We start from the raw sequence: 23,558 nt of genomic DNA, 5'->3' as shown, positions 1-23,558 counted from the left end.
GTTGTATTGCTCATTTTTTGAGCAAAAACATTCATTAGATGTATACTTATACAGGGACCGAAACAAAGGGTGTCTGTGATGAAGATAGCAAGCGACCCCCGAGGGGTTAACATTGATGCGCTGCTCGCAGCGATTAACGAAATCAGCGAAAGCGAAATCCACCGCGCGACGGAGGACCCACATCACGTGAGCGTAGATGGCCGCGAATACCATACCTGGCACGAGTTAGCTGAAGCCTTCGAGTTGGATATTCATGATTTCAGCGTAACGGAAGTGACGCGCTAGAGGGGTAAAAAAATCCCGACACGTAAGCGTCGGGATCAACCTTGCCGAAGCAAGAAGCATTGAAATATTCGTTACATCAGGAAACCTGACGTGGGTGAAACATTATCGTCGTTTATTTAAAATGACAAGAATTATTCACCTAAGAAATAAACATGACAGCGTAGTCATGCTTACGCAGACGCTTCGCTAACCTGATGATAAATCAGGAAGATGACATTTTTATTTTCAGACTATCGCCATCACGCCTTTAAGATTTTTCTCAACAAACATGCTTAACATAAGTTAAATTTATGTTTTAAGACGCTATTTTTCCCCGCCCTCGCCGTCCTCTGCGCACACACGATTTCGCCCACCCGTTTTCGCCAGATAGAGTCGCTTATCGGCGATAGATTGCAAATGCTGGAAATCATACTGTTCCAGTTCATCGCTGCTACAGACGCCGAGCGAGGCGCTCACCCGAATGGTCTGATTACGGGACACAAGGATTTCCCTGCTGTTAATGCTTTCGCGGATGCGTTCTGCAATGACCCTGGCCTGAGCGAGCGAAGTGCCCGGCAGCACCAGACAAAATTCTTCACCGCCTACCCGGCCAGCGATGTCTTCCTTGCGAATCTTATTGAGGATCACCCGACCAATATGAATAAGCACCCGGTCACCCGCCTGGTGACCAAAGCGGTCATTAATGCTTTTAAAATGGTCGAGGTCGAGCTGAATGACCGCCAGCGACTGACCTGCCTTCTGGCAGTCAGCGAGGGACTTACCCGCTCTTTCAAACAGTGCGCCGCGGTTATAAAGGCGGGTCAGCATATCGTGCCACGCGCGCCATGCTAGCGAATCCTGCAGCGTGGACATATTGCGCACCATGCGGCGGATCACGAGCCAGGAGATAATCAGCATTGTGGTAAAGAGAACCCAGAGTAGCGTCAGCGCAATACTGATACTGCCGAAGTCTCCGCGCACCCCCTCTTCCAGGCTATGAATGCGCAGCAGTACGCCATCAAAATTTCGCAGCTTCTCCCAGCTGATATAGCGCGAAAGCTGGCGCACGCTGCCTTCGTTTTCGCTTTCGTAGGCATGAGCCAGCTGGGCCTGAATCTCTTGCGAGAGCACAGTGCGCTTAGATGCTTCCGGCTCAGAAGAGGCAATCAGGTTCATTCGACGGTCGTAAAGCTGGTATTCGCCCTCTTCCTCTCCTTCTACCGATTGCGTCAGAAACTGTGTCATTTCGTTGACTGACAGCTGGATAGCCAGCACGCCGAACCAATACTGTTCATAGTCCAGCGGGACGGCGGCAGTGACGGTTTGGGCGATAGGCGTTTTATCCCGGCTAAAGATAGTCTGCCACCTGACGCCGCGCTCGGGGTTGTCACGCTGCGACTGCTGGGTAAACCAGGAGCTGGTTGCCAGACGATAGTAATATTCGGTGATGCTGTCCTGCTGGGTAGCCTCTGTGCTGAGGTAAAAACCGGCACGCGAGACGTACAGCATATGGGTTTCAAAACGCGCGAGGTGTTGACGGGTCACCGCGGATAAACGCAGCAGGTAGCCCAGTTCAATGGTAGCCATGAACTCGTTGCCCAGCAGCGGGTTGTCGCGGGACAGCAGGTTAGTATGCTCAACGAACGCGTCGGATACGCCGTTCAGCGGCAGCGTTCGGTTATTGTTGAGAGAGATCTGCCAGTCAGGCAGCGCACGCTGGCGCTCGAACTGCTGCTCGGCGATGCGCAACGCTTCAAATGCCAGTGGTTCCTGGAGAGCCGACTGCATCCCATTGCGGAAAAACAGCAAACGGTCAGTGTTAAACTGAAGCTGCGCGTCCATATCATTGGCCACGTTCTTCAGGTTATTACGCTGGCTTGAGATATAGGCATCTTCCAGTACGATGGTTTCACGCCATGTCAGCAGCGTTGAAAAGAAGAGAACCACCAGAAAACAGATATTGACGACCCGCTCAGGCTTCACCCGGCGCGTCAGCTTAGGCCACCATCCAGTGGAAGTCGTTGTCGTCGCCTTCAGGGGATGCACGGTTGCCCTCCCAAACGGCTGTTTGGTTCGACAACCCAGAATCGTTCCAGATGTAATTGCTGCTGATAATTCATGCTGCTCCACGACAACGCGCTACGACAAAGGGCCGGAATAACGGCCCTAAACCGCCCGGCGTTTGCCGGGCGCAAAGGCAAAGATTACGTTTGCTCTTGTGGGGATAGTTCGCCTGGAATCAGCTCTTCTTCACGGAATGCCTCCCGCTTAACGCCAAAACCATCGTACCAGCGGCACTCCACCATCCCGCTGGCGTATCCCGTTACGACCATTCGCGGCCCACCATTTTTGGGCCGGACTTCATCACTGACCAAAAAGACCATTGTTGCCTCCGGTATCAGGGTGAAACAGTTTCACCTTAGCCGATCCACGAACGGTTTGCGTACCGGAACCGCATTTTTTATGCGCGAGACTGACGCCAGCGTGAGATCACATTCACCGCGGCCAGCACAACGGCACCAATCACAAAACCGAGCACCAGATTGGCGAACACCGGCACCAGCGTGGCAAGCCAGGATGCCTGCTGCGCGGCGAAGGCCTCGATGGCATGATGCACCGGTGCAACGCCGTGAACCACAATACCGCCCCCCACCAGGAACATGGCCAGCGTCCCCACGACAGACAGCGTTTTCATCAGCCAGGGTGCGACCACCAGCAGCCCTTTACCGACGCCTTGTGCCAGCGCGTTGCGCTTCTCGACCAGCCAATAGCCCATATCATCGAGCTTCACAATCACGCCCACGAGGCCGTAGACGCCAACGGTCACCAGCACGGCGATGCCGGATAAAATCAGCACCTGGTTCAGCAACGGCGCTTCAGCGACGATGCCTAAGGTAATGGCAACAATTTCCGCAGAGAGAATAAAATCGGTGCGGATAGCGCCTTTCACTTTATCTCGCTCATAGCTGCCAGGGTCCTGCTGCGCGATAGCCTCCAGGCGCTGCTGACGTGCATCGTCATCGCCTTTATGCTTACGCTCATGCAGCGTATGCAGCACTTTTTCCACGCCCTCAAAACAGAGGTATGCCCCACCAATCATCAAAAGCGGCGTCACCGCCCAGGAGATAAAAGCGCTGATTAACAGCGCCAGCGGGACCAGAATGACTTTATTAAGCAACGAGCCTTTCGCCACGCTCCACACCACCGGCAGCTCGCGATTCGCGCGCACGCCTGAAACCTGCTGGGCGTTCAGCGATAAATCATCCCCCAGCACGCCAGCCGTTTTTTTCGCCGCCAGTTTGCCCATCATCGAGATATCATCGAGTAAAGTGGCGATATCATCTAACAAGGTTAATAAGCTACTTCCTGCCACGAACCACATCCTTTATTTTTTGTATTGATAACAAAGTATGAAGCAAAATCGCGCGGGGCGTAAGAGATACATATTTATAACATAAAAACAACATCAACCCCTGAATTAAAGCACTCGCCAGCACGGTAGTTTTGGCGTTTACTATCTGCCTGCTTGCTATTTTGCCGTGAGGAAGTATGCGTATTAAACAACTGTTACCCCTGATTGGCGCGCTGTTCGCGCTGTACATCATCTGGGGTTCAACCTATTTTGCCATTAGCATCGGCGTCGCCAGCTGGCCCCCTTTAATGATGGCAGGCATTCGCTTCCTCTCGGCGGGCGTGGTGTTGATGATATTTTTGCTGGCAACCGGCCACCGTTTGCCAGCGCGAAAACCCCTGATCAATGCGGCTATTATTGGCGTACTACTGCTAGCCGTCGGTAACGGCATGGTGACCGTTGCCGAACACCAGAACGTGCCTTCCGGTATCGCCGCCGTCATGGTGGCGACCGTTCCCCTGTTTACGCTCTGTTTCAGCCGCTTCTTTGGTATCGCCACGCGTAAACTGGAGTGGTTGGGGATTGCGATTGGCCTCGCGGGCATTGTGCTGCTCAACAGCGGCGGCAACCTGAGCGGCAACCCATGGGGCGCGCTGATGATCCTGATTGGTTCACTGAGCTGGGCATTTGGCTCGGTGTACGGTTCACGCATTGAACTGCCCACCGGCATGATGGCCGGTGCCATCGAAATGCTGGCCGCCGGGATTGTCCTGATGGCGGCGTCGCTGTTTAGCGGCGAGCGTTTGACAACCCTCCCCAGCCTGCACGGTTTCCTGGCGGTAGGTTATCTCGCCATCTTCGGCTCAATTATCGCCATTAACGCCTATATGTACCTGATTCGCAACGTCACGCCCGCTGTCGCCACCAGCTATGCCTACGTGAACCCGGTCGTTGCGGTGCTGTTAGGTACCGGCTTTAACGGTGAGCACCTCTCCGGCACCGAATGGGTCGCGCTGGCGATTATCATCGCTGCGGTCGTGCTGGTAACGTTGGGAAAATACCTCTTCCCGGCAAAAGCCACCGCTATTCCTTGTCCGACGGAGAAATAAATCTCAGGCAGGAAATTCCGTGAATACCGATCTGCGCGCTGCCCTCGCCGCCGCAGATCCACTCTTCCAGCCGCTCGCTTAGCGCAAGATCCGTGAGCTTCTCCCGCCCTCGTAGTGCACACTCCCACACCACCAGCACGCGCCAGCCTGATGCCATCAGCTGGCGGATATCCCGCTCATCGCGTGCGACGTTCGCGCCAATTTTACTCAGCCAGAAATCGGTGCGCGTCGCGGGCACCTTGAACAGATAGCAATCGTGGTGATGCCAGAAGCAGCCATGCGTGAAGATGACGCAGCGGTAGTCGTCGAGGGTAAAGTCCGGGCGGCCCGGCAGGCGCGTGTCCTGCGCGAGCCAGTGAAGACCCAGGCCGTCCAGCAGTACCGCCATTCGTTTTTCAATCGCGGTATTCTGCGCGCCGATGGCGCGCATATTTTTACTGCGGGTGGCCTTATCGTGAACGTCCGCCATCGCCGGTTTCCGAATCGCGCAGCGCAACCGCCTGCAAAATACGCGACTGTAATAGGCGCGCAACGGCGGCAAACACCGGCACAATCACCGAGTTGCCAAACTGCCGGTACGCCTGGGTATCCGACACCGGAATACGAAAACGATAGCCCTGCGGTGATTCAAAGCCCATCAGGCGAGCGCACTCTCGCGGCGTCAGGCGACGCGGGCGATGCAGCTGATTTTGCGGGTCGTCAAAGTGCTTCTCCCCCAGTGCGAGATCCCAGCCTCGGTCGATAAGGATTTCGGCGCCATCTTTGTAATAGCGCGCCGACAGCGTTCGCGCCACGCTGCTGGCCTTTGTCGGATCAACCAGCCCGTAGCCAAAACCGTTGCCTTTCTCCTGATGCTTGCGCGCATAGCGATAGAGATATTTCCACAGTACCGGGGTGAGGATAAATTTGGGGTTAACACTTGGCTCCAGCAGTTCGCCAAAGGTCGGGCGCTGAGCCGGATAGAGCGACGGAATATCACGCAGGGTAAAACCTTCGTGCAGCCCTAAATCACGACGGAAACCGACCAGCACAATGCGCTCGCGGTGCTGCGGCAGGAAGTGCTGACCATCTATTATTTTCGGGTCATTTGCGCCCATATCCGCGGCATCGGAGACTTCATAGCCCAGTTCATCCAGTGTCTGCATAATAATGCGGAACGTTTTGCCGTTATCGTGGCTCTTCAGGTTTTTGACGTTTTCCAGCACGAAGATAGGCGGTCGGCGGGCATCAATAATCCGCACCACGTCAAAAAATAGCGTCCCTTGGGTATCACAGGCAAAGCCGTGCGCGCGACCCATCGCATTCTTTTTTGATACGCCGGCTAACGAGAAAGGTTGGCACGGGAAGCCCGCCAGCAGCACGTCGTGCTGAGGAATCGACGCCCGAATATGCTCCTGGGCTTCACGGTCGCTGACTTCAGGCTGATTGCTCAGCGTCACATCGCGGATATCGGCATTAAACCGATGCTCTACCGGGTCGCAGTACCAGTTCGCTTTGTAGGTACGCACCGCGTGTTTGTTCCACTCGCTGGTGAACACGCATTGACCGCCAATCGCCTCAAAGCCGTGACGAATGCCGCCGATACCGGCAAAAAGATCGACAAAGCGAAACGCATATTTCGGATGATGCTTAGACGGTCGCGGTAGCAAAGCGGCCAGATGGGCACACTCATTTTCACTCAGACGCGTATTGGCGCGCGACAGGGCCACGACGCGCTTGACGATAGCCGGGCTCCAGTGCTGTTCCCCCACAGCGCTAAGCTCAGCGACAACGGTCTTTAGATCGTAAATCTCCAGAATATGCTCAAGCAGCGTCTGAGCATCCGGTGCATCTAACGATGCGCCCTCATGTGATAAGACTCGTTGTTGCATAAATTTGACCAGATACAGAAAAAGAAAAATAAACCCGAGGTTACCATAAGTTACTCGAGTCTGGCGTTGCGAATCTCCGCAGAACCTGAGCGTCAACAGAGAGCGGATCGCCCGCCAGTTCGGCGCTCAGCTTCGCCATAAAGTGCGCCAGAAAATCGGCGTTATGCTGCGCCAGCTCGCGCCCTTTTTCGGTTTGCATGGTCTCAGGTAGTCGCAACAGCTTGGTCTGGAAATGGTCGAGGGCGTAGGTTTTATCGTCCAGCTCACGGTTATCAGCGAAGGGATCGTCAGCGTCAAACAGCGCCGCGTTCAGCGCCCCGGAAACGGCAAACACCCGCGCGAGGCCGATTGCGCCCAGCGCTTCCAGTCGGTCGGCGTCCTGAACGATTCTGGCCTCTGGGGTCGTCGGCGTGATGCGCGCGCTAAAGCTGTGCGCTTCAATGGCGTGGGCGACGGCACCATAGCGTTCAGCGGGAAAATGCGGGAAATCGCGTTGTAAAATCAGCAGCGTTTGCTGCGCCGATAGCTGCGAGGAACGGGCGCGATCGGGATGGTTTTTCGGTAGGCTAACGAGGTCGTGAAAATAGCTCGCCAGCAATATCACCGTGAGGTCGACGGGATCGTCGGCAGCAATGCGCCTGGCAGTGCGCCAGACACGGCGAAAATGGGCGATATCATGCGCTGCATCGCTACCGACATAATGAATTTCAAACCAACGTTCAACGTCCTGCTGCCATGCTGTTAGATCCATTCCTTCACCGCGGATGAGAGTACATTGACCCCCAGCATAGCAATATTAACGCTGCTCTTCCTGTTCTAACCGACGAGGACGGGTATACCAGGCTATCCCGCCAAGCAATGCACCGACAATGCTAAGCACCAGAAAGCCTAGCAGCGCGCCAATCCATTTCCCCATGGCTGACCCTATTTCGCCATCGATCGTCGCGCCGGGGATACTCTGCACATCGCTGATGACCCACAGGTAACGCACCATCGCCCAGACAAAGTATCCGCAAAACGCGTAAAACACCCACAGTGCCAGTTTACCGCCTGGGCCGCGCTCCATTTGCTCTTCCATAAAAACACTCTCATTACGCTATTCATGTTCACTGCCACGACATCACGCTGGCAATTGATGTGATATCGGTCACATTATAACGATTAAAATGATGTGAGGTAGCTTTGCGCGACGTTACCGGTAACAAATCACCGTTAGCTTGATCTCCGGCAATTTTGTCAGATGACATCTACGTCCACAGAGAGACCGTTGATTCGCGGCAGATTCCTTTGCCCCTTCCCTACAGGGAAGGGGTCAACCACGATATTTGAATAATAAGAATATTATAATAACTGCCATTTTAAATTCACAAAATAAATATACATAAAGTATTTTTCTGTATCTTTATTTTTCATGGCAATCATGCCATTATCTTTCTCGTTATTAGCCTTTTGTTATGCATCAATATATTTGCTGTTTTTGACCTTCCCGATCGTATGCCAGTACGGTCGGGATTTTTTTGCCTTATGCATAGCCATTTATTTAACGGATGGTAATTCATAAAATTATAAGCAAAGAAAATAAAACCAATAAAAACAATGTACATTATAAATACAACATATCAAAACATATAAAATTGAATATAACAGAAACATTATGAAATATTTAATATAATTTAATTACATTTATATTTTAAAATAAATTGAACTCTCACTATATTATCCAGCGCAGTAACACCGGATGGCGTTACTTATATTCACATGCGTAATAATGCAAAGGAAAATATAATGAAAATAAAAGCTCTGGCACTGTTAGTTCCTGCTTTACTTATGGCTGGCGCAGTCAATGCGGCAGAAATGTATAATAAAGACGGTAATAAAGTGGATCTGTACGGGAAGGTCGATGCTCGTCATACCTTCTCTGATAACTCTGGCGATGATGGCGATGAAACCTACGTACAAATTGGTTTCAAAGGCGAAACTCAGATTACCAGTGAACTGACTGGCTACGGTCAATGGGAATACAAAAGCTACGCGAACGATACCGAAGGCGCTGGTGATAAATCCTTCAACCGCCTGGCGTTCGCCGGTCTGAAGTTCGCCAACCTCGGCTCTTTCGATTACGGCCGTAACTACGGTACGGTATACGACATTGAGGGCTGGACAGATATGCTGCCGGTGCAGGGTGGCGACTCCTATACCTGGACCGATAACTTTATGGTTGGCCGTACCAACGGCGTCGCCACTTATCGTAACTCAGACTTCTTTGGTCTGGTCGATGGCTGGAACTTTGCGCTGCAGTATCAGGGGGCCAATGAAAGTGGTTCCAACAACCAGGAAGGAACGAAAAACGGGCACAATGACGTTCGTTTCCAGAACGGTGACGGCTACAGCATGTCAACCACCTTTGATTTCAGCGACGCAGTTCCGGAATTACAAGGTTTAAGCGTGGGTGCAGCCTACGCGAGCTCTGACCGTGCCAACGATCAGGTGGCTTATGCAGAGGTTAAAAATCGCTATGGCAACGGTAAAAACGGCAGCGTAGCTGCTGGCGGCGATAAAGCAGACGTCTGGACCATCGGTGCGAAATATGATGCCAACGATATCTATCTGGCGATGATGTATGCGGAAACTCGCAACATGACTCCATTCGGCGACGACGGTATTGCCAACAAAACACAAGACTTTGAAATTACAGCACAATATCAATTCGATTTCGGTCTGCGCCCATCACTGGCATGGGTCTATTCTAAAGGCGTTGACGTCGGTGTTCATCACAACAACCACGGTTCTTACCTGACCGATCAAGATCTGGTGAACTACATTGACGTTGGTGCTTATTACTACTTCAACAAGAATTTCTCCACCTATGTTGATTACAAAATCAACATGCTGGACGACGACAACTTCTACCGTGCTAACAACATCTCTACCGATGATATCGTCGGCATTGGTTTAACCTATCAGTTCTAATCTGTATCTGGAACAAAGCCCGCGATGCGGGCTTTGTTCTTTCTGAGCAGAATTACGGCGCTTCCTGTAGCGCCACCCGCACAAAGCCATTATTTTGCGCCAGAAGCTCGTGTGCCTTCCAGGCATCCAGGCCGGTAAGCACCATCAGCACCGCCGTCTTACACTGGTGATCGCAGCTTTCCAGCGCCGCTTTCGCCACCGCGCGGCTGCACCCGCCTGCTTCCATCACTATCGCAATTTGCCGCTCAGCCATACGCGTATCCGTGTCACGGATATCCACGCGCATATTGCTATAAACCCGGCCACTGCGAATAGCCAGCCCGGTTGTCAGCATAGAGAGCACCATTTTCTGCGCGGCAATCGCCTTAGGATCGCCGTAGCCAGCCACGACCTCAGCCCCCGTTTGTGGCGAAATCACGATATCGGCAAGGTCGGTCGCTTCGCTGTGCGGATTGCGGGTAATCACTGCCCGCATCGCCCCCAAAGACCACGCGTGGCGTAAAGCGCCCCACAGCCATGGCGTTTTCCCACTCACCGTTAACGCCACCAGCATATCTTTTGCGGTGAACCCGATAGCCTGAAGATCAAGTACCCCGCGATCGTAATCCTGCCCTGCGCTGGTCATATCATGCAGCATGGCCAACGCCCCACCGGCAATCAGTCCTATTACCGGGTGCTTGTCGTCCGGAGAAAACTCATTCGCCGCGATCACCGCGTTACGCCCAGAGGCTCCGGCCCCAACGATCACCACGCGCCCGCCGTGGCTTAACGTCGCCACCGCGTTATCAATCAATTGGGTGATGTTGTCGAGACAAGGGGTTATCGCATCAGCAATGCGTTTATCTTCTTGATTAATAACGCTCAACATATCGCGAGTAGGCAGTCTATCAATCTCAGCCGTCGTTGAATTGCGTCGTTCCATGACTGAACCGGTAAGCTTAATGCTCATAAACGGACTCCTTATTATGGGTTCTTAAGCAATACTAAAGTGTTTTGTATGGGTTGCTCTGCGAGGATGGTCACAAAGAGAGGTTTGGTTTTGTAAGGGAGGATAGCTTTATGAAATCAGGCACATCGGCGATAATGGTGTTTTGACCTCCGATAACAAAAGGTATTAACGCCCGCATGCCGCACAATCAGCCCCAACCAAAGCGCCCCATGAAGCTCAGTACGCTGGTGACGCTGATGGTTTGCAGCGTCATTGCCTCCGTGTTACTGGTGGTCTACGCCTTCTACTTTGTGCAGATAACCAAAGCCACACGCGCAGGCGTGGAAGATACGGCGTTTGCCATCGCCCGCACGCTTGCCAACTCGCCCGAGATAAAACGCGGGCTGACGCAATCGCCTGACAGCAACATCATTCAACCTATCGCCAGCGCGGTACAGCAGCAAAACGATCTGCTTTATGCCGTCATCACCAATATGGACGCGGTCCGCTTTTCACACCCCAATGCACATTTGATAGGCCAGCACTTTATCGGTGCGGATCTTAAGCCCGCGCTGCAGGGTAAAGAGAACCTCTTCATCAACCACGGCGTACTGGCTGAAGCGATGCGCGTTTTCACGCCAATTTATAACAGCCAGCATCAACAGATTGGCGTCGTGATCGTGGGCATTTCACTGCAAAAGGTCGATGAGCAAATCAGCGCCGCGCGCTGGAACGCCGTCTGGTTTGTGCTGTTTAGCGCGATTGTTGGCCTACTCGGGGTCTGGGGATTGGTCCGAGTGCTCAAGAATATCCTCTTTGGTCTCGAGCCCCACGAAATCTCCAGCTTATTTGAGCAACGCCAGGCCATGCTGCAATCGATTCGCGAAGGGGTGATTGCGGTGGATGGCAAAGGCCGGGTGACGCTCATTAACCAGACGGCTCGCCAGATACTGTTTTCCGTCGATGCGCCAGCCCTTGGCGCCGTGCAGCACGCCCCTTTGCTGGATAGCCTGAAAGAGGTATTAGTCAGCGGAACGCCTATTGAGGATCGTGAGATTGGCTGTAACGGGCGTCTACTGTTGTGCAGCACCGTCCCGGTGCTCAACAATAAGCGGGTCATCGGCGCCATTAGTACGTTCCGCGACAAAACGGAAATCAGTCAACTGATGCAGCGTATGGACGGGCTGGTGAACTACGTTGACGCCCTTCGCAGCCACTCCCACGAGTTTATGAACAAACTGCACGTGATTCTGGGGCTGCTGCACATGAAGCGCTACGACAAGCTGGAAGGCTATATCCTACAGACCGCGCAGAACTATCAAACAGATATCGGCATGTTGCAGCATAAAATCAAATCACCGATCATTGCCGGGTTTCTGTTGGGTAAAATTAACCGTGCGAGCGACGCAGGCGTTACCCTGACGCTGGCCGAAGAAAGTCTGATCCCGGATAACCCTAATGAAGAGCAGGTCGCGGTGTTGGTGACGGTGCTCGGTAACCTGATAGAGAACGCGCTGGATGCGATGGCGGATCAGGGCGAAGGCGAGATTGGCCTGCTGCTGCACTACCAGAATGGATGGCTCAGCGGCGAGGTCAGCGATGATGGCCCCGGCATCGCCCCCGATCGCATCGATGCCATCTTTAATAAAGGATTTTCAACCAAAGGCGAGAATCGAGGCGTTGGGCTATTTTTGGCCCGCCAGCAAACGGAAAATCTTGGCGGCACCCTTTCCGTCGAGTCTGAGCCTGGCGTGTTTACGCAATTTTTTGTACAAATTCCCTGGGATAGCGAGAGGAACAGCGCGTGATGAATGTATTGATAGTCGATGATGATGCCATGGTGGCCGACCTTAACCGCTGCTATATCGAGCGAGTCGATGGGTTCGTCTGCTGCGGCATTGCCTCTACGCTCCAGCAGGCAAAAGAGAAAGTGCAGGATGCCACGCTCTCTATCGACCTGATTTTGCTGGATGTTTATATGCAGCAGGATAACGGTCTGGATCTGCTGCCCATCGTGCGCGATTCGGGCCGCGCTATCGATGTCATTATGATTTCATCCGCTTCTGATGCCGCCACCGTACAAACATCGCTGCGCTACGGCGTGGTGGATTACCTCATTAAACCGTTCCAGTTCCCGCGTTTTGAAGAGGCATTGCTGAGCTGGCGCGAGAAAAAGCAGCTGATGGGAAGCCACGCCTACTACGAGCAGGCTGACGTAGACCGTCTGCTGCACGGTGGTACGCCTGAACTGGCGGATACCAAGCGCTTGCCGAAGGGATTAACGCCGCAAACGCTACGTACGCTGTGCCAGTGGATTGATGCTCACCCGGAGACCGAATTTTCCACCGATGATTTGGCCCAGGCGGTGAATATCTCACGCGTGTCTTGCCGTAAATATCTTATCTGGCTGGCACAAATTAATATTCTGTTTACCAGCATTCACTATGGCGCTACCGGCCGCCCGGTTTATCGCTATCGCCTTCAGGCCGAGCAATACGGCCTGCTCAAACAGTACTGTCAGTAAGCCGGTAATCGTGGTCCAGCAGCGTGAAACGATAGAGGTGGGACGATGAAAGCACCACCTCTTTGTTTTTGGTGACAAAAATAGCTTCAATATCCGGGCGCGACCGCAGCGCCGCGCATCCTTTCTCCACACCCATGCCGTACATCAACGTGGTCCAGATATCGCCGTCGATTGAATCCGCGCTGATGATAGTGACGCTATCGAGCTCATTATCCAGCGGATACCCCGTGCGTGGGTCAAGAATATGGTGATAAAGCTGGCCATTTTGTTCGAAAAAGCGTTCGTACACGCCAGAAGTCACCACCGATTTATTCTCAATTTCCAGGGTGCCAATCATCGCGCCAGAGGTTGAGAACGGTTTTTTCAAACCAATTGACCAGCCCCCTTCCGGCGTCCCCAGCGTTTGAACGTTACCGCCAAGATTAATTAACCCCTGCTCCACCCCTTCCTGACGCAGATAGTCACGTACACGGTCGGCAATAAAGCCTTTGGCAATCGCACCGAGATCGATTTCCATGCCGGGTTGTGCCAGAAACACGCTCATGTCGTCGTCGTTCAGCAATACCTGCTCAGGATTGGTCAGCGTTAACAATTGGGTAATTTCATCAGCCGGTGGCACGCTGTCACCTTTAAAACCAATGCGCCAGCGCTTAACCAGCGGGCCAATGGCGAAGTTAAAGGCGCTTTGCGGCAGCAGGCTTGCCGCTTTCGCGCATTTGATGAGGGTGTAAACAGGAGCGCTGACCACGACCGGGTGCTGACCCGCCGCATGGTTGATATCCATCACCTGCGACTGGGCGCGGTTGACGGTGAGCAGGTCTTCATATTGTTTGATAAGGCGGAAAACGCGTGAGGCGAGCGGTTCGTTATGCGCGAAAAGCTTAAGCAGGATGGGTGACCCCATCAGAATGGCAGAATAGCTATAAACCCTTGTACTGTCTGACATCGATATCCCCTCTGCTGATGGTAACAACCCGGCGTCGCTACGCTCGGCCGGGCTACGGGAGGGTGCCATGGGTTAATTATGCGGATTCAAGCATCGCCCAGGGTACCTGCTGCGCACGCTGTGCGGCCTGACGACCGGCAAGCGTACCAAAGATAATAATATCCACCACTGCGTTCCCGCCAATACGGTTACCGCCGTGGATACCACCAACCACTTCACCGGCAGCATAGGCGCCAGGAATAGCCTGTTTGTTGACGTTCAGCACACAGGTTTCAGTGTTGATGGTCACGCCACCCATCGTGTGGTGTACGCCCGGCGCAATCTGAATCGCGTGGTACGGCCCTTCATTCAATGGTGCGCGCAGTGCGGTTTTACGACCAAACTCTTCGTCGTCCTGTTTTTCCACAAAACCGTTATAGCGCGTCAGCGTTGCCTGGAAGGCTTCAGCGTCCAGCCCCAGTTTCGCCGCCAGTTCCGCAGGGGTGCTGGCGCTGGTGACCAGCCCTTTCGCAATATACTCATCCGCCGCTTTGTTTTTTACACGTACATGTTCATCAAACACGATGTAAGCATAGTGCTCAGGCAGCGCAATAATTGCGGCAGATACTTTATCGCGGGTCTCCATCTCGTTGAAGAAGCGGTTACCCTTCTGGTTCACCAGAATAGCCCCGCCGCCGCGAATAGATTCAGAAACCAGATAAGAGGTTTTCTGCTCAACGGTTGGGTGAATCTGGATTTCGCCCATATCTACCGTGCCTGCGCCAATACGTTCCAGCAGCGCGATACCGCCACCGGTCGCCCCTTTGTGGTTAGTGGTGACAAAGCCCGCCAGGTCAGGGCGGTATTTCACCACCATTTCGCTGTTGGCGCTGAAGCCGCCGGTCGCCACAATAATGCTGCGGGTCTGAATGGTGACCGTTTCCTGCTCGTCGGTCAGCAGACGTACGGCGGCGACTTCGCCCCCTTCCATGACAATATCGACCACGGAGGTGTCGAGCATGACATCAATCTGGCGTTTTGTGACGTTACGCACGAGGCCGCTTATCAGGTATCCACCCACCGCTGAACCATCTTTTGGACGGTGCGTACGGTCAATACTCATACCGCCGGTGGTGGTGATGTCGTTCAGCATGATGCCGCGATCCGCCAGCCATTCGATAGCCTGCGGGGCCGTTTCGACAAAGCGACGCAGTAGCGCCGGATTATTCTTGTTTTTACCGCCTTTCAGCGTCTCTTCATAGAACAGCTCTTTGCTGTCCTGAATGCCTTTTACCCGCTGGAAGCGCGTTTCCGCGGCGTTCATCCCGGCGGACGCTTTAATGGTGTTGCCGCCAATGGTCGGCATTTTCTCAACGATCAGCACGCGAGCACCGTCATCGTGCGCCTGAATAGCCGCCGCCAGACCGGCACCGCCGCTCCCGACCACCACCACATCATAAGATTTCGGTGCAGCGGTATCGCCGCCCTCTTCCGCGACCAGCGCTTTGCTGGATTTTATCATCGCTTTAGAGACCGCTTTTTTCACCGCTTCGCTCTGGCTGGTTGCCCCGGAAATGGCATCCACGTGTGGCGTGTTCGCATCCAGAATCCGTGAGCGAATCTCTTCAAAGCTGGTGACGAACTCTACGTCCTGATCCACGCCGCCGGTCAGTTCAATGTCGGCGATTCTGTCGGTTTCGAGGCTGACGTTGATAACCAGCTCACCGGCTTCATCCTGCACGGTTTCAACGAACACACCCGGTTTGAATTTAGACACCGACATGCTCATATCGCGGATCATCGCTTCAACCAGCGAGAAACGCCACAGCGGTTCAGGGATGTTCAGCGCTTCGCGCTGAGTGCTGTCGATAAACAGATCCAGCGTCTGGCCGTCGGCAATACGTTCCGCCCAGTCCGGATACGCGATACAGGCGCGACCCACCGCAATCAGGTCGTAGCCGTGCTCCATCGCACTATCGATATCGCTGTCGTTCACCACGCCGCCCACCCCCATCACCGGCACCTGCGCCAACGTTTCGGAACGCATGGCAACGTATTTTTCAATCAGCGGTGTCGGGTCGGTGGTGTCCACGATGGAGGAACGCAGCGAAGCGCCTACGGAGAAGTGCAGATAGTCCAGCCCACGAGCAGCCAGTTTTTCCAGCAGATACATCGTGTCGTCAAAGCGGATCCCCGGCACTTCCATCTCTTCAGGCGAGAAACGATAGCCGATGATGAAGGCGTCGTCCGCATACTGGCGCACCATTTTATGGGTGATATCTAACACCGCCAGCGGGAACTTCGCGCGATTATCGCGGCTGCCACCCCACTCATCGTCACGCTGGTTGGAGTTTGGTGAATAGAACTGTTGGATAAGATAGGTGTTTGCACCGTGGATCTCGACGCCATCAAAACCGGCCTGAATAGCACGACGTACGGCGTCGCCAAACTTACCGATCATCCCCTCCACTTCGTCAGCGGTCAGGGCGACCGGCGTTGCTGCACCATCACGCGGTGCCGCGACGGCGCTTGGGCCAACCGGCGTGCGCCCGCCAATCAGTTTCGGGTCGACCATACGGCCGCCGTGGTAGATTTGCAGCAGCGCTTTAGAGCCTTTCGATTTAATGGCCTCAGCGATTTTCGCCAGCCCGGCGATTTTGTCATCGCTGTCGATGCCGAGCGCGCCCGGGAAAGCCAGACCTAAATCGTCAACAAAACAGCATTCTACGATGATAGTACCGATAAGACCGGCGCGGGCGCGATAGTACTCCACCAGCTCGCTGCTGACGGAACCATCGTAATAACCTGAACAGGTTGTCATCGGTGCCATAAAGAGGCGGTTTTTAAGCTCGGTACCATTCGGTAATGTACAAGAACTCAGTACGCGATGTTGATTGTTCATATGGGTTAACTCCAAACTTTTAAAAATTAAAATTTAAGAATTCGGGATCGGGCTGTATTTGAGTTATTTGTTATGCCGATATCATGGTATTAATATAACGATAATTTTAGTTACTAAAGTCATTACGTTAGTTATAAAACTATTTAATCCCTTAAATAACACACATACCCCCATGGTGTTACTAATTTAATTTCGTTTTATTCACAATAATTTAATAAATACCGATACAAATGCAACTTTATTAACAGTGGTCAAACCAGTGCTTCACTATGATTAACTACTTATAAAACAGTTAGTTAATTAAACAAATCAGAGGTGAAATATCATTAAATATAAAAATTAATTTAACTTAACACCATTAATACCCAATAAGCCAATAGGGTTATTACACATTGCGTTAAAATAATACCGCGATTGTGCTTTTTTGATCCCGATCAATTGCAATGGCATCCAAAAGCGCATTATATGAATATAAGATTTTTTAAACTTAGCGCTAAATAAAATAGCGTCACGCACCTAATTTTTGAAATTGCCAGCCGTACTTTTGAAATATAAATAAAGTAAAAAAACTAAAAAAAGCAAAGCGGCAATTTTAGTCAATCGAATTATTAACTACTTATAGAAGCGTAATATGAACGAGAAATCTGCGACATCGCACTCACCGACCCCGGTGAGTAAACCAAAGGATGGTAAGAAAAACCGTCTTCTGATGATGGCACTGCCTATTATCGTGGCCGTGCTTCTCCTCTTCGTCCCAGTTCCTGACGGGCTTCCACCGTATGCCTGGCACTACTTCGCTATCTTTGTCGGCGTGATTGTTGGCCTTATCTTTGAACCGCTGCCAGGTGCCGTTATCGGCCTGACCGGGGTGGTCGCCATCGCGTTGTGCAGCCAGTGGGTGCTGTTCAGCCCTGAACAGATGGCAGCACCGAAATTCCAACTGGCGGGCGCCTCCTTTAAATGGGCGGTCAGCGGCTTTGGCAACTCGACCGTCTGGCTTATTTTCGGCGCGTTTATGTTTGCCGCTGGCTACGATAAAACCCGCTTTGGTCGCCGTCTGGCGCTGATTCTGGTGAAATATCTGGGCCGCCGCAGCTTGACGCTCGGCTACGCTATCACCCTGGCCGACCTGCTGCTGGCACCGTTTACGCCGTCCAACACCGCGCGTAGCGGCGGGACCATCTACCCAATTATCGCCAACCTGCCGCCGCTGTACGGTTCAAAACCTAACGACCCAAGCGCACGTAAAATTGGCTCTTACCTGATGTGGGTGGCGATCACCGCCGCCTGTATCACCAGTTCTATGTTCCTTTCTGCTCTGGCGCCTAACCTGCTGGCGCTGGCATTGGTAAAAAGCATCGTCGGTATCAACATCTCCTGGGGCACCTGGTTTATCGCCTTCCTGCCGCTGGGCCTGCTGTTGATTCTGACCATGCCGCTGCTGGCCTACTGGTTCTACCCACCAGAAGTTAAGGTGAATGACGAAGTGCCGCTGTGGGCTGCGCGTGAGCTGGAAAAACTCGGCAAACTGTCCCGCAACGAAATTCTGCTGCTGGTCTTCGTGTGCTGTGCACTGATGATGTGGATCTTCGCCGCCGCCTGGATTGAACCAGCCATGGCCGCTCTGCTGATTATCGGCCTGATGCTGTGGACCGGCGTGCTGGAGTGGAGCGACATCACCGGTAATAAAGCCGCATGGAACACCTTCGTGTGGTTTGCCACCCTGGTGGCCCTCGCCGACGGCCTTTCTTCTACCGGCTTTATCGGCTGGTTGGGTAAAGAAGGCGGCATGCTGATGAGCGGTATTTCTCCGGGCGTGGCGACCATCGTCCTGCTGCTGGCGTTCTACCTGCTGCACTACCTGTTTGCCAGCACCACCGCGCACACCACCGCGTTGCTGCCAGCGATGCTGACCATCGCATCAACCATTCCGGGTATGAACATGAACGTCTTCGTACTGCTGATGGTGACCTCGCTGGGTATCATGGGGATCATCACCCCGTACGGTACTGGCCCAAGCCCAATTTACTACGGCAGTGGCTATCTGCCGACCAAAGACTACTGGCGCCTCGGCACCATCTTTGGGGGCATCTTCCTGGTGGCGCTGCTGGTCATCGGCTACCCATGGATGTCTATGATGTTCTGATTCATAACCGTCGGCGGGCAACCTCCGGCGGTTTTATTTTTATGGAGTGAAGAGCTATGTCGAACAAACCGTTTTTCTACCAGAACCCTTTCCCACTGTCTCACGACGATACCGAATACTACCTACTTAGCCGCGAGCACGTTTCCGTGGCGCAGTTTGACGGTCAGGACGTGTTAAAAGTTGAGCCTGAAGCGCTAACGCTGCTTGCCCAGCAGGCCTTCCACGATGCCGCTTTTATGCTGCGCCCTTCTCATCAGAAACAGGTGGCCGCCATTCTGAATGACCCGCAAGCCAGCGAAAACGACAAATACGTCGCCCTGCAGTTCCTGCGTAACTCCGAAATCGCCGCCAAAGGCGTGCTGCCTACCTGCCAGGACACCGGCACCGCCATCATCATGGGTAAAAAAGGCCAGCGCGTCTGGACCGGCGGCGGCGATGAAGCCGCGCTGTCGCAGGGCGTCTATAACACCTATATCTCCGACAACCTGCGCTACTCGCAGAACGCCGCGCTGGATATGTACAAAGAGGTGAATACCGGAACTAACCTGCCCGCTCAGATTGACCTCTACAGCGTCGACGGCGACGAGTACAAGTTCCTGTGCATCGCCAAAGGCGGCGGCTCAGCCAACAAAACCTATCTCTATCAGGAAACCAAAGCGCTGATTACTCCGGCGAAGCTGAAAAACTACCTGGTGGAAAAAATGCGTACCCTGGGTACTGCTGCCTGTCCGCCGTACCATATCGCGTTCGTGATTGGCGGTACCTCTGCTGAAGTGACGCTGAAAACGGTCAAACTGGCTTCAACCCGTTATTACGACGGTCTGCCAACCGAAGGCAACGAACACGGTCAGGCGTTCCGTGACGTGAATCTGGAGAAAGAGCTGATGATCGAGGCGCAGAATCTTGGCCTCGGCGCGCAGTTTGGCGGTAAATACTTCGCCCACGATATCCGCGTTATCCGTCTACCGCGTCATGGCGCATCCTGTCCGATCGGCATGGGCGTTTCCTGTTCGGCTGACCGTAACATCAAAGCCAAAATCAACCGCGACGGTATCTGGATTGAGAAACTGGAGCACAACCCGGCGCAGTACATCCCTGAAGCGCTGCGTCAGCAGGGTGAAGGCGCTGCGGTCAGCATCAACCTCAACCAACCGATGAGCGAGATCTTAGCGCAGCTTTCGGCACACCCGGTGTCCACGCGTCTGTCGTTGAACGGTACCATTATCGTGGCCCGCGATATTGCGCACGCTAAGCTGAAAGAGCTGTTGGATAACGGTGAGGAGCTGCCACAGTACGTGAAAGATCACCCCATCTACTACGCAGGCCCGGCCAAAACGCCGGAAGGTTACGCGTCGGGTTCTTTAGGCCCAACCACCGCGGGGCGTATGGACTCTTACGTTGATCTATTGCAGTCTCACGGCGCCAGTATGGTGATGCTGGCAAAAGGCAACCGCAGCCAGCAAGTGACCGATGTCTGTCATAAGCACGGCGGTTTCTATCTCGGCAGCATCGGCGGCCCGGCGGCGGTGCTGGCGCAAACCAGCATTAAGAGCCTGGAGTGTGTGGCCTATCCTGAGCTGGGTATGGAAGCTATCTGGAAAATTGAAGTGGAGAACTTCCCGGCGTTTATTCTGGTGGATGATAAGGGGAATGATTTCTTCCAGCAAATTCAGAACAAGCAGTGTGCTGGCTGTCCTCAGCGATAAGTTTATTCCCCCGCTACGGCGGGGGATTTCTATTTTAAGAAATGTCCTAACTCAACAAATAATCCCATCAGCCCTTCCCAAAATACCGTCAGAGCATAATTCTCGTTTTATCCCATAAATTCAGGTAGTTCATCAGAAAAAACATTCCCGATATAATCCCCGCGCTTTTCATACTCATTGATTAACACAACACAATAATTTTAAAGGATTTTATAAATTGAAAAAACTATCTCTGGCAGTATTGATCCTGGGGAGTCTGGCAAGTGGAATGGCAATCGCGGATAGCCAGAGCGTATCCATTGGTTATGCTCAAGCTGACGTACAGGACTTCAAAAATATCCGCGGCGTTAACCTGCAATACCGCTATGAATTCGATTCTCCATTCAGCGTCGTAGGTTCATTTACTTATATGAGCGGCAGCCAGGACCAAAACTATTATGTCGACTCTGATTCCGTCAACACCAATATCGACGTCAAATATTACTCGCTGTTAGTTGGCCCCGCCTACCGTATCAACGAATATGTCTCCCTGTATGCACTGGGCGGCGCGGCGCGCACCAAAGCCGATATCGATGTCAAATGGCTGGAATCAAGCAACAACGAAGTCTATCGTGAAAGCGAATCCCGTGATTCAACCTCTTTCGCGTACGGCGCGGGTATCATCATTAACCCAATCGAAAACCTGACCGTGAACGTCGGTTACGAAGGGACCACCGCCGATATCGAAGACAAATACAGCATCAACGGTTTTAACATCGGCGTAGGCTATCGTTTCTGATACTCCCCGAGGCGCGGCTTCTTATCGTTACGGATTAAAAAGCCGCCCGCGCATTCAAACCCGCTTATTTCTTCTACCTGCATCACAAATTCACGTCATCTCAATTTTGTATAGTAAACAAAATATCTAGACTGCTTTCCCATCAACTTACAGACAAACGGGAAGACGGCAATGAGATTAGGGCTGGACATTGGTGGAACAAAAATTGAGGCGGTGGTATTAGATGACCAGGGCGCCACCCTTTACCGCCAGCGCTATGGCACACAAAAGCAGAGCTACAACGCATTTTTTGACTCCGTAGTCACCGCAATAAACGATGCAAGAAACGCCACCACGGACTCACTCTCTATAGGGCTCGGTATTCCAGGGGCCAGCGCAGCAGACGGCCTCATCAAAAACTCCAATATTCTGGTGCTAAACCAGCAGCCTTTTGCCCAGCACCTTGAACAGCATTTTCATATGCCCGTTGCGGTAACCAACGATGGCAACTGTTTTACGCTCTCAGAAGCCATCGACGGTGCAGGTAAAGGCTATGGCGTCGTCTTTGGCGTGATCCTCGGAACCGGCTGCGGCGGCGGGCTGTGCGTGGATAACCGGCTGATAACCGGGCCAAATGCCTGCGCCGGCGAGTGGGGTCATAATGTGCTTCCCCATTATCATCCGAAGAAAGACGGTGAGTCAGCGCAATGCTACTGCGGCCAGACCAACTGCATTGAAAGCTTCATTTCAGGAAGCGGCCTCGAACGACAGTACGCCGAAGAGTTTAGTAAACACGAAAAAGTGCCGCATATTATTGCGCAACTGAATGCTGGTGATATCCGTGTCATCTCACTGTGGGAACGCTATCAGGATCAGGTTGCTCGGGCGCTGGCGGGCGTGGTAAATACCCTGGACCCAGACGCTATCGTCATCGGTGGCGGCGTATCGAATATTCCGCAGCTCTACGACGGATTGCAGGCGCGTATCGCACAGTACGTTTTCGGTAGACAATGTAACACGCCCGTTTTACAAGCACATCACGGTGACAGCAGCGGCGTACGCGGTGCAGCCTGGCTCGGCGCACAGCGTAAATAGATAACAACACAGGATGAAAAATGGTTAAAGCGGCAAGAGTCAGGGATATTGCGACCGCCTGCGGCGTATCGCCGGGGGCGGTATCTCGCGCCCTGAAGGGTCAGCCAGGTCTGCGTGACGAGACGCGGCAGAGGATCATCGCCGAAGCTGAGCGGCAGGGTTACGATTTTACCCGACTGCGCAGCGACAAAATAAAGCGGGTGCTGTTCCTCCTGCACCGTCAGCACAATATCAGTCGAGCGCTGCCGTTCTATTCTCCGCTCTTTTTAGGGCTGGAGTCAGCCTGTCGCGAACAGCGTATCGCGCTGAGTTTTTTGTCCGTTGGCCCCGGTGACGCCATCGCTGAGCAGGTCATGCTCCACCAGCCCGACGCGCTGATGTGCGCGGGCTTCTTCGAGCCTGAGCTGCTTGCGGTACTGGAGCAATTACAGCTGCCGATGGTGCTCATCGACCTCTGGTCTTCCGGACTTCCCTGCGTGAACCCGGATAACCTGCAGGGCGGGTATCTGGCGACCCGCCATCTTCTGGAGCAAGGTCGTAGGCGCATTGCCTTTCTGGCCAGTACGCTTGGCCACTACAGCATTCGCCAGCGTGAAAAAGGCTATCGTCAGGCGCTGTACGACGCGCAGCTATTGATGCCACCTGAGTATGAAGCCATCGCATTGCCCGAGCTTGATACCGAGCAGTCACTGTTGCGGGCGATTAACGAACTGTTCAGTCTCGCCGAACCTCCAGATGCCATTTTTGCTTACAACGATGCCACCGCGCTGCTGGTTTTGCAGGTTTGCGCCGAGCGGCAACTGCGGGTGCCAGAGGATGTCGCTTTGGTTGGGTTTGATGATATAGAACCGGCGGCATGGTCGCAGCCACCGTTGACCACGCTGGCGGTGGATAAAGAACGGCTGGGGAGAGAAGCGCTGGATATTTTGCTCAATGAGCGAATGGAGGCTAACGTGATGCTGCCGGTGGAATTGGTGGTGCGGCGTAGCTCTGGCGCCTGATACCCGGG

The 23,558-nt window shown here is 53.3% G+C and carries 20 protein-coding genes; 10 read left to right on the top strand and 10 right to left on the bottom strand.

What is annotated here, in order from left to right; translation table 11 throughout:
- The first annotated feature begins 78 nt into the window (after nt 1-78).
- The gene (locus tag ACH1XZ_RS02815; RefSeq protein ID WP_395594256.1) at nt 79-285 is read left to right on the top strand and encodes a DUF2525 domain-containing protein; all 207 of its coding nucleotides are present in this window, start codon (nt 79-81) and stop codon (nt 283-285) included.
- A 303-nt stretch (nt 286-588) separates the two neighbouring features.
- Here ACH1XZ_RS02815 and dgcQ read toward each other — a convergent pair whose 3' ends face one another.
- The 3 genes from dgcQ to ACH1XZ_RS02800 form a co-directional block, all read right to left on the bottom strand.
- Nucleotides 589-2,310, bottom strand: coding sequence for a cellulose biosynthesis regulator diguanylate cyclase DgcQ (gene dgcQ, locus ACH1XZ_RS02810; RefSeq protein WP_395594255.1), 1,722 nt, complete (start codon nt 2,308-2,310; stop codon nt 589-591).
- A 158-nt stretch (nt 2,311-2,468) separates the two neighbouring features.
- A complete protein-coding gene (locus tag ACH1XZ_RS02805; protein ID WP_395594254.1) occupies nt 2,469-2,648 on the bottom strand; it encodes a YodC family protein in 180 nt (59 codons plus the stop codon).
- A gap of 77 nt (nt 2,649-2,725) precedes the next feature.
- Complete coding sequence (locus tag ACH1XZ_RS02800) at nt 2,726-3,637, bottom strand: DUF808 family protein (RefSeq protein WP_395594253.1); 912 nt, start codon at nt 3,635-3,637, stop codon at nt 2,726-2,728.
- Between the two features lie 176 nt (nt 3,638-3,813).
- On the opposite strand from ACH1XZ_RS02800, the gene yedA reads away from it, so the two are divergent.
- Entirely contained in the window at nt 3,814-4,725 is a 912-nt protein-coding gene (gene yedA / locus ACH1XZ_RS02795; protein ID WP_395594252.1) for a drug/metabolite exporter YedA, read from the top strand.
- Here the strand turns inward: yedA and ACH1XZ_RS02790 are convergent.
- From ACH1XZ_RS02790 to drpB, 4 genes are read right to left on the bottom strand one after another with little or no spacing between them, the layout of a single operon-like run.
- The gene (locus ACH1XZ_RS02790) at nt 4,700-5,194 is read right to left on the bottom strand and encodes a very short patch repair endonuclease (RefSeq protein WP_395594251.1); all 495 of its coding nucleotides are present in this window, start codon (nt 5,192-5,194) and stop codon (nt 4,700-4,702) included. The genes yedA and ACH1XZ_RS02790 overlap by 26 nt on opposite strands.
- On the bottom strand, nt 5,175-6,596 hold the full coding sequence (locus tag ACH1XZ_RS02785; RefSeq protein ID WP_395594250.1) for a DNA cytosine methyltransferase: 1,422 nt from the start codon (nt 6,594-6,596) through the stop codon (nt 5,175-5,177). The genes ACH1XZ_RS02790 and ACH1XZ_RS02785 overlap by 20 nt, the downstream gene beginning before the upstream one ends.
- Nucleotides 6,597-6,636: 40 nt before the next feature.
- Nucleotides 6,637-7,347 carry a phosphohydrolase gene (locus tag ACH1XZ_RS02780; protein WP_395594249.1) on the bottom strand — a complete coding sequence of 237 codons (711 nt, stop codon included), beginning with the start codon at nt 7,345-7,347 and terminating at the stop codon, nt 6,637-6,639.
- A 45-nt stretch (nt 7,348-7,392) separates the two neighbouring features.
- Nucleotides 7,393-7,674 carry a cell division protein DrpB gene (gene drpB, locus ACH1XZ_RS02775; RefSeq protein ID WP_395594248.1) on the bottom strand — a complete coding sequence of 94 codons (282 nt, stop codon included), beginning with the start codon at nt 7,672-7,674 and terminating at the stop codon, nt 7,393-7,395.
- A gap of 707 nt (nt 7,675-8,381) precedes the next feature.
- On the opposite strand from drpB, the gene ompC reads away from it, so the two are divergent.
- On the top strand, nt 8,382-9,566 hold the full coding sequence (gene ompC / locus ACH1XZ_RS02770) for a porin OmpC (protein ID WP_395594247.1): 1,185 nt from the start codon (nt 8,382-8,384) through the stop codon (nt 9,564-9,566).
- Nucleotides 9,567-9,618: 52 nt separating this feature from the next.
- Here ompC and ACH1XZ_RS02765 read toward each other — a convergent pair whose 3' ends face one another.
- The gene (locus ACH1XZ_RS02765) at nt 9,619-10,515 is read right to left on the bottom strand and encodes an N-acetylmuramic acid 6-phosphate etherase (protein ID WP_395594246.1); all 897 of its coding nucleotides are present in this window, start codon (nt 10,513-10,515) and stop codon (nt 9,619-9,621) included.
- A 176-nt stretch (nt 10,516-10,691) separates the two neighbouring features.
- On the opposite strand from ACH1XZ_RS02765, the gene ACH1XZ_RS02760 reads away from it, so the two are divergent.
- Entirely contained in the window at nt 10,692-12,302 is a 1,611-nt protein-coding gene (locus ACH1XZ_RS02760; RefSeq protein WP_395594245.1) for a sensor histidine kinase, read from the top strand.
- Nucleotides 12,299-13,018 (top strand): two-component system response regulator DcuR, encoded by a 720-nt coding sequence (dcuR, locus tag ACH1XZ_RS02755; RefSeq protein WP_035895057.1) that lies wholly within the window; start codon nt 12,299-12,301, stop codon nt 13,016-13,018. Before ACH1XZ_RS02760 ends, dcuR begins: the two co-directional genes overlap by 4 nt.
- On the opposite strand, the gene ACH1XZ_RS02750 is transcribed toward dcuR, so the two are convergent.
- Both ACH1XZ_RS02750 and ACH1XZ_RS02745 read right to left on the bottom strand, forming a co-directional pair.
- Nucleotides 12,999-13,964, bottom strand: a complete 966-nt coding sequence (locus tag ACH1XZ_RS02750; RefSeq protein WP_395594244.1) for an FAD:protein FMN transferase — start codon at nt 13,962-13,964, stop codon at nt 12,999-13,001. The two genes, dcuR and ACH1XZ_RS02750, sit on opposite strands and share 20 nt — an antisense overlap.
- Before the next feature lie 76 nt (nt 13,965-14,040).
- Entirely contained in the window at nt 14,041-16,845 is a 2,805-nt protein-coding gene (locus tag ACH1XZ_RS02745; RefSeq protein WP_395594243.1) for a flavocytochrome c, read from the bottom strand.
- A 631-nt stretch (nt 16,846-17,476) separates the two neighbouring features.
- Here ACH1XZ_RS02745 and ACH1XZ_RS02740 point away from each other — a divergent pair.
- From ACH1XZ_RS02740 to ACH1XZ_RS02720, 5 genes are all read left to right on the top strand, one after another.
- Nucleotides 17,477-18,991 carry a DASS family sodium-coupled anion symporter gene (locus ACH1XZ_RS02740; RefSeq protein WP_395594242.1) on the top strand — a complete coding sequence of 505 codons (1,515 nt, stop codon included), beginning with the start codon at nt 17,477-17,479 and terminating at the stop codon, nt 18,989-18,991.
- 56 nt (nt 18,992-19,047) lie between these two features.
- The gene (gene fumA / locus ACH1XZ_RS02735; protein WP_395594241.1) at nt 19,048-20,697 is read left to right on the top strand and encodes a class I fumarate hydratase FumA; all 1,650 of its coding nucleotides are present in this window, start codon (nt 19,048-19,050) and stop codon (nt 20,695-20,697) included.
- A gap of 217 nt (nt 20,698-20,914) precedes the next feature.
- Nucleotides 20,915-21,475 carry an Ail/Lom family outer membrane beta-barrel protein gene (locus ACH1XZ_RS02730; RefSeq protein ID WP_395594240.1) on the top strand — a complete coding sequence of 187 codons (561 nt, stop codon included), beginning with the start codon at nt 20,915-20,917 and terminating at the stop codon, nt 21,473-21,475.
- Nucleotides 21,476-21,646: 171 nt separating this feature from the next.
- Nucleotides 21,647-22,549 (top strand): ROK family protein, encoded by a 903-nt coding sequence (locus tag ACH1XZ_RS02725; RefSeq protein WP_395594239.1) that lies wholly within the window; start codon nt 21,647-21,649, stop codon nt 22,547-22,549.
- A gap of 20 nt (nt 22,550-22,569) precedes the next feature.
- Nucleotides 22,570-23,550 (top strand): LacI family DNA-binding transcriptional regulator, encoded by a 981-nt coding sequence (locus ACH1XZ_RS02720; protein WP_395594238.1) that lies wholly within the window; start codon nt 22,570-22,572, stop codon nt 23,548-23,550.
- The last annotated feature ends 8 nt before the right edge of the window (nt 23,551-23,558 follow it).

The organism is Kluyvera chengduensis (genome assembly GCF_044197065.1).
GTDB lineage: Bacteria > Pseudomonadota > Gammaproteobacteria > Enterobacterales > Enterobacteriaceae > Kluyvera > Kluyvera ascorbata_C.
Note: the sequence above shows the minus strand (reverse complement) of the source record. Positions and strands in the feature narration are given on the sequence as shown.